This is a genomic window from Alcanivorax sp. HI0083 (genome assembly GCF_001635175.1).
In genome coordinates this window covers 1-5690 of record NZ_LWFX01001351.1, presented here as the reverse complement: position 1 = coordinate 5690, position 5690 = coordinate 1, and the positions used below count along the sequence as shown (strand labels likewise).

Here is a 5690-nt window from a genome sequence, read left to right as displayed (position 1 = left end):
CCGGGTCATTCGTCATTTTGATGAGCTGTTGGCTGAATCTCCGTGAGTGGCTCCCTTTGCTCCCTTTGCTCCCTTGGCGTCAGGCACGGTTCGGTTCCGCAGGCTGAGTGCTTGAGAGAAAGTGGATCGGCTTTCCGCTGGGCATGCCGATGGCTTCTTCGTCGGTCATGACAATTTGCCCGCCAATGATGGTTACCGAAGGCCAGCCCTGCAGCATCATCCCGTCGTAGGCGCTCCAGCCTGAAGGCGATGCCAGCTTGCGGTCATCCACCGCTTGTTTACGTTGCATGTCCACCAGCGTCAGGTCTGCATCGTAGCCCACAGCAATGCGGCCCTTGCCCGCCATGCCGAACAGTTGGGCGGGCCCTGCGCACACCATGTCCACTAACCGAGACAGGCTGAGCCGTCCCTGATTAACGTGATTGAGCATCAAGGGCAACAGCGTCTGGGTGCCGGTCATGCCGCTGGGGGAGTCCGGATACGGTCGCTGTTTCTCTTCCCGGGTATGCGGGGCGTGGTCACTGCCGATGACATCCACTATACCGTTTCTCACGGCCTTCCAGAGCGCATCCTGATGGCGCTGGTCTCGAATCGGAGGGTTCATCTGTGCCAGCGTGCCCAATCGTTCGTAGCATTGCGGTGCCGATAGGGTGAGATGCTGGGGTAAAACCTCTACCGAAACCCGGGATTTATGCTGCTGCAGAAAAGCCATTTCTTCGGCGGTAGAGATATGCAGGACATGCAACGGGCGACCTGCTTCCGCTGCCAGTGCCACAATGCGCCTGGTGGCTAACAGGGCGCTGTCCTCATCTCGCCAGACAGGGTGGGCAATGGGATTGGCGGCCGTTTCGGCAAGGTGACGACGGGCCCGCAGGCGGGCTTCGTCTTCAGCATGAATGGCCACCCGCCGGCGGCCATGACGGAGTATGTTGCGCAACACGTTGTCGCTGTCGGCGAGTAAATCGCCGAATGAACTGCCCATGAAGATCTTCACGCCACTACAGGCGGGCAAGCATTCCAGCTCTGCCAGCTGCTCGGCATTGGCGGCGGAGCCGCCGATATAGAACGCGTAATTACACCAGGCATCCTGTTCGGCAATAGCGATCTTGGCCTGCAGGTCCTCGGCATGGAGCGTCAAGGGCTGGGTGTTCGGCATTTCGAAAACACTGGTGATGCCGCCGAGCACTGCCCCGCGAGTGCCCGCTTCCAGCGTTTCCTTGTGGGTCATGCCGGGCTCGCGGAAGTGGACTTGGGAATCCACGGCGCCGGGCAGGAGATGCAAGCCACGGGCGTGGAGGGTGGTGTCGGCCTTGAAGGGCTCGCCAATGGCAACAATGCGCCCGTCGCGACATGCCACATCCGTTTCTTCAGGGCCACCAGGTAACAGGACTGTCGCGCCTTTAATTAACAGGCTTGGGCTATCGTTATAGTTCATTCTGAATCCTTTTATAGCCCTGCACGAGTTGTTGATTGGTGTCGGACACGCTTTCTGAAAACGCGGTGATGTCCTGACTGACCCGGGGAATGCGGGTGATGTCTGTGTCAGGGCCAATGCGGCTGGTGGACGGGATATAGAAGTTCGCGGGGAGCGTCATGCCGTCGATAACCGCATTGTGGCGAATGGCGCAGCCATCGCCGATGGTGCAGTTGAACAGTACGCTGTTGAATCCCACGAAAACCCTGTCTCCGACCTGGCAGGGGCCGTGCACAATGGCGCGATGGGCAATAGAGGTGTGTTTTCCTATGGAGATAGGCCCTCCGTCCTTGGAGTGCATAACCACACCATCCTGAATGTTGGTGCCTTCGCCAATATGGATGGGGTGAAGATTGCCATGATCATCTGTCTCGTCGGCTCGAATCACGGCATAGGGGCCGATAAAGACATGGCGGTCAACGATGACTTTGCCGCAGATGATGGCGGTAGGGTCGATAAAGGCGTTCGAATGAATGGCCGGCAGGTCACCATTAGGGTTTCTTCGGATCATTCTTTACTCCTTGCTCGTTCAGTGCCCGGTTAAACCACTCCTTTGTTTGTTCCCAGTGTTTGCGGCCGTAAAGCTCGATGAACTTGCGGGTCATGTGGTCATTGTCGTTGTCCAGAGCGCTCAGCCTTTCGCGGATAAAGGCCTCACCAAGAGGAATCCCGCATATTTCGGTGATGCAGTGTCGCCACTCGGTATAGGAGCCGGGCAGGGGAAAGTGCATGGGTACTACTCCGCAAGGGTTGTTGATGATTAATGTAATGTTATAACATAACAAAACAAGGAGGGCATCATGCCTCGTATCATCAGTGAGAAAACGCTGTTGGCGATGACGCCGTCGCAATATATGAACACCAGCCAGCGGGCGTTTTTCCGCAACCGTCTTGTTGTCCTGGCTCACGATTGCGAACAACACATCGGCAGCGCCAGAAATAATTTGCATACACCGACCCAGGCAGACCCATTGGACGCCGCTGTCGAGGAGGAGAGCTGCCGCCATCAGCTACGCTTTATGGCCCGCGAACAAGCTTTGCTGGGGAAAATTCGTGCTGCCCTGAGGCGGCTGGAAAGCGGGGATTACGGTTACTGCAAAATCAGCGGTGAGCCCATTGGTCTGCCGCGGCTGCTGGCCCGTCCTACCACGGAATACTGTGCCGAGGTGAAGGCTCGCCTTGAACAGAATGAACGCCACTATGCTCATCAACGAACAGGATAGAAACATGACAAGTCAGCAAGCCAGCCCCATTCGCCAGCTTCCCGTTACCGTGCTGTCAGGGTTTCTCGGCGCCGGGAAGACCACTGTCCTCAACCATATTCTCAACAACCGAAGCGGCCTGCGCGTTGCCGTTATCGTCAACGACATGAGTGAAATCAACATTGATGCGGCACTGGTCAATCAGAACGTTTCGCTGAACCGGTCGGAAGAGAAACTGGTGGAAATGAGCAATGGCTGCATCTGCTGCACATTGCGCGAGGACCTGTTGGTGGAAGTGAATCGCCTGGCTCGGGAAGGTTCTTTCGACTATCTGGTGATTGAGTCCACCGGGATTTCTGAACCCTTGCCCGTGGCAGAGACCTTTACGTTTGAAGATGAAAACGGGGAAGGGCTGTCCTCCGTTGCCCGTTTGGACACTATGGTTACGGTGGTCGATGCGGTTAATTTCCTGCGGGACTATCGAAGTACCCGCACGCTTCAGCAGGAGCAGGAAAACCTTGGTGATGAAGATCTTCGTAATGTGGTGGATCTGCTGGTGGAGCAAGTGGAATTCTGCGATGTGCTGTTGATCAGCAAGACGGATTTGGTCACAGAAAAGGAACTGGAGGTGTTGCAGGCAACTTTGCGGCTGTTGAACCCGGATGCCCGGATTTTGCCCATTCGCCACGGCATGGTGCCGCTGGAAGCGGTGCTCAATACAGGGCGGTTTGACTTTGAAAAGGCCCAGCAGGCGCCGGGGTGGTTAAAGGAAATGCGGGGCGAGCATTTGCCTGAAACCGAGGAATACGGCATTAGCAGTTTCACCTATGAAGCCCGGCGTCCGTTCCACCCACAACGATTCTGGAACTTTTTGCAGCAGCCTTGGCCGCTGGGAACCTTGTTGCGCTCCAAAGGCTTTTTTTGGCTGGCCAGCCGCCCCCACTTTGCAGGTAGCTGGAGCCAGGCCGGTGACATTGTTCACCATGGCCCGGCCGGCATGTTCTGGAAAACCGTGCCGGAGCAACACTGGCCCAGCGATGAAGAATACCGCGCGCTGATCATGGAGAAATGGCAAGAACCTTTTGGCGACATGCGCCAGGAACTGGTGTTTATCGGCCATAACCTGCAGCCGGAGGAAACCCGCAAGGCACTGGACGCCTGCTTGCTGACGGAAGCGGAAATGCTTCAGGGCAAGGCGCTGTGGGAGCAGCTGGACGATCCGTTCCCGCAGTGGGAGGTGGCAGGGTGATGCAAGCTCAAACGGTCACCGCCACGCCGCCAGGCTGGCAAGGCGCACCGGAGGTGACTGTGCTCGCGGATATCTTCGAGGATGATGTGCAAGTGGCTGTGTGGGACCGGCCCAGCCCGGTGGGGCAGGATGTGGTGGCCCTGGCCTGCGAGCAACGGCTGGCGGTGAAAAGCTGGTTGGACATCACTCAGCTGGAAGCGGCCCTGCTGCGGTCCCTGCCGCACGAAACCTATGCCCCCTTGAGAGAGGACCTGTTCTTGTTAGCCGATATGGTTGCCTGTCTGTTCGGGGTTGGTGGCGTCGGGTTGCGGGTGACGGCGTTGCGCAAACCCATGTGCCCTCGTTTTCACGTGGACCGGATTCCGGTTCGCATGCTGTGCACCTATGGCGGGGCGGGCAGCCAGTGGTTGCCCTCCTCACGTGTGTCGGACCAGCTTTTAGCGCCTGGCTGTGACCAGAATGCGCTTTACCAGCAACAACACGTGGAGCAGTTGGAAGCAGGGCAGGTGGCCCTGTTCAAAGGAGAGACATGGCGGGATAATCCGGGAGCGGGCGTGGTCCATCGGTCCCCGCCCATGTCTCCCGGCCAGCAACGTTTGTTGGTCACTCTGGATATCTAGGCTGAAAACATGGCAGTGACTCGTACCGAGCAGATTCTTAACAGCGCTGAGCAGCAATGTCGCAAGCAGGGCGTGCGGTTGACGCCTCAGCGCAAGCAGGTCATGTCATTGATGCTGGAGCAGGGTGGTCCACAAACGGCCTATCAGCTGCTGGATCAGTTCAAGGCTCGTTACCAGAGCAACGCGCAGCCGCCCACTATGTACCGAGCGCTGGATTTTCTGGTTCAGCAAGGGTTGGCCCACCGGCTTAGCTCCACTAACCAGTATCTGGCCTGTGATCATATAACTTGCCAGCACGGTCACCGGGGAACGGTGTTTCTTTTGTGTGATCAGTGCGGCGGCGTTCAGGAAACCCCCATGGCGGGGGCGGCGGTGGACGCATTACAGCAGACACTGGATGAAGTGGGTTTTGTCATTCAGCGCGAGCCCCTGCTGGAAGTGCATGGACGTTGCGTGGATTGCGCGACGTCGTAAACAAACAATCGTTTTTCGGGAGACGATAATGCAACGTTTTCGTCTGGACGCGTTGGCCATCGGCCTGTCCAGTCTCTGTATGATTCATTGTGTCGCCAGCCTGGCGGGGCTCTTTGCTATTGGGCTGTTATCCGCTTTTGGCAATGTTGAAGAAGTCTTTCATCTGGTCATGCTGGCTGTCATTGTCCCGGTCAGCCTGCTTGCCATTGGCATGGGCTACCGTCGACATCGCCGGCTTTCGGTGCTGCTCCCCGGCGTGTTTGCCTTGTCGGGCCTGTGTCTGCTTACCGTTTTTGAAAGTGTTATGCATGGCAGCCTTTGGGAGCCGTTGCTGACAACGCTGATTGGAATCTGCCTGGTGGTTACCCATGTCGGTAACATCCGGGGCTGTAAAGACTGCGAGGTAAATCATGACAACTCGTTGGCAACGTAACAGTCTGGCCTGCTTGCTGCTGTCGTTCAGTTTGTCTGCCACCGCCGCAGAGGTGCACCAGCATGGCCTGGCCGAGGCGGCCGTGGTGGTGGAGGGGGAGCAGGTGACAATCCGTTTCCGAGCGCCCTTGATGGATATCCTCGGCACCGAGCAGCCGCCAGCAGACGCCCCGGCCCGGGCCCGTTATGGCAAGCGTCTGGCACAGGTGGCGGCGCCACAGCCTTCGCCGGCTGCACAG

9 protein-coding genes are annotated in these 5690 nt (G+C 57.8%); 6 read left to right on the top strand and 3 right to left on the bottom strand.

The window, feature by feature from the left end; genetic code table 11:
* Positions 1-79: 79 nt before the first annotated feature.
* Genes A3754_RS20190 through A3754_RS20180 form a run of 3 tightly spaced genes read right to left on the bottom strand, consistent with a single transcriptional unit; the run spans position 80 to position 2205 of the window.
* The gene (locus tag A3754_RS20190) at positions 80-1435 is read right to left on the bottom strand and encodes a dihydroorotase (RefSeq protein WP_063521125.1); all 1356 of its coding nucleotides are present in this window, start codon (positions 1433-1435) and stop codon (positions 80-82) included.
* The gene (locus tag A3754_RS20185; RefSeq protein WP_063521124.1) at positions 1425-1985 is read right to left on the bottom strand and encodes a carbonate dehydratase; all 561 of its coding nucleotides are present in this window, start codon (positions 1983-1985) and stop codon (positions 1425-1427) included. The genes A3754_RS20190 and A3754_RS20185 overlap by 11 nt, the downstream gene beginning before the upstream one ends.
* Entirely contained in the window at positions 1966-2205 is a 240-nt protein-coding gene (locus A3754_RS20180; RefSeq protein ID WP_063521123.1) for a hypothetical protein, read from the bottom strand. The genes A3754_RS20185 and A3754_RS20180 overlap by 20 nt, the downstream gene beginning before the upstream one ends.
* 69 nt (positions 2206-2274) lie before the next feature.
* On the opposite strand from A3754_RS20180, the gene A3754_RS20175 reads away from it, so the two are divergent.
* From A3754_RS20175 to A3754_RS20150, 6 genes are all read left to right on the top strand, one after another.
* Positions 2275-2697, top strand: coding sequence for a TraR/DksA C4-type zinc finger protein (locus A3754_RS20175; protein ID WP_063521122.1), 423 nt, complete (start codon positions 2275-2277; stop codon positions 2695-2697).
* A 4-nt stretch (positions 2698-2701) separates the two neighbouring features.
* Positions 2702-3925, top strand: coding sequence for a zinc metallochaperone GTPase ZigA (gene zigA / locus A3754_RS20170; protein WP_063521121.1), 1224 nt, complete (start codon positions 2702-2704; stop codon positions 3923-3925).
* Positions 3925-4545, top strand: coding sequence for a DUF1826 domain-containing protein (locus A3754_RS20165; protein ID WP_063521120.1), 621 nt, complete (start codon positions 3925-3927; stop codon positions 4543-4545). Before zigA ends, A3754_RS20165 begins: the two co-directional genes overlap by 1 nt.
* Positions 4546-4554: 9 nt before the next feature.
* On the top strand, positions 4555-5019 hold the full coding sequence (locus A3754_RS20160; protein WP_063521119.1) for a transcriptional repressor: 465 nt from the start codon (positions 4555-4557) through the stop codon (positions 5017-5019).
* A 28-nt stretch (positions 5020-5047) separates the two neighbouring features.
* A complete protein-coding gene (locus A3754_RS20155; protein WP_063521118.1) occupies positions 5048-5452 on the top strand; it encodes a MerC domain-containing protein in 405 nt (134 codons plus the stop codon).
* A partial coding sequence (locus A3754_RS20150; RefSeq protein ID WP_156497114.1) for a DUF2796 domain-containing protein occupies positions 5430-5690 on the top strand: 261 nt, incomplete at its 3' end. The genes A3754_RS20155 and A3754_RS20150, both read left to right, overlap by 23 nt.

Coding starts and splice junctions, on each gene's coding strand:
- A3754_RS20190 (WP_063521125.1), bottom strand. CDS start 1,435: ATGAACTATAACGATAGCCCAAGCCTGTTAATTAAAGGCGCGACAGTC.
- A3754_RS20185 (WP_063521124.1), bottom strand. CDS start 1,985: ATGATCCGAAGAAACCCTAATGGTGACCTGCCGGCCATTCATTCGAAC.
- A3754_RS20180 (WP_063521123.1), bottom strand. CDS start 2,205: ATGCACTTTCCCCTGCCCGGCTCCTATACCGAGTGGCGACACTGCATC.
- A3754_RS20175 (WP_063521122.1), top strand. CDS start 2,275: ATGCCTCGTATCATCAGTGAGAAAACGCTGTTGGCGATGACGCCGTCG.
- zigA (WP_063521121.1), top strand. CDS start 2,702: ATGACAAGTCAGCAAGCCAGCCCCATTCGCCAGCTTCCCGTTACCGTG.
- A3754_RS20165 (WP_063521120.1), top strand. CDS start 3,925: ATGCAAGCTCAAACGGTCACCGCCACGCCGCCAGGCTGGCAAGGCGCA.
- A3754_RS20160 (WP_063521119.1), top strand. CDS start 4,555: ATGGCAGTGACTCGTACCGAGCAGATTCTTAACAGCGCTGAGCAGCAA.
- A3754_RS20155 (WP_063521118.1), top strand. CDS start 5,048: ATGCAACGTTTTCGTCTGGACGCGTTGGCCATCGGCCTGTCCAGTCTC.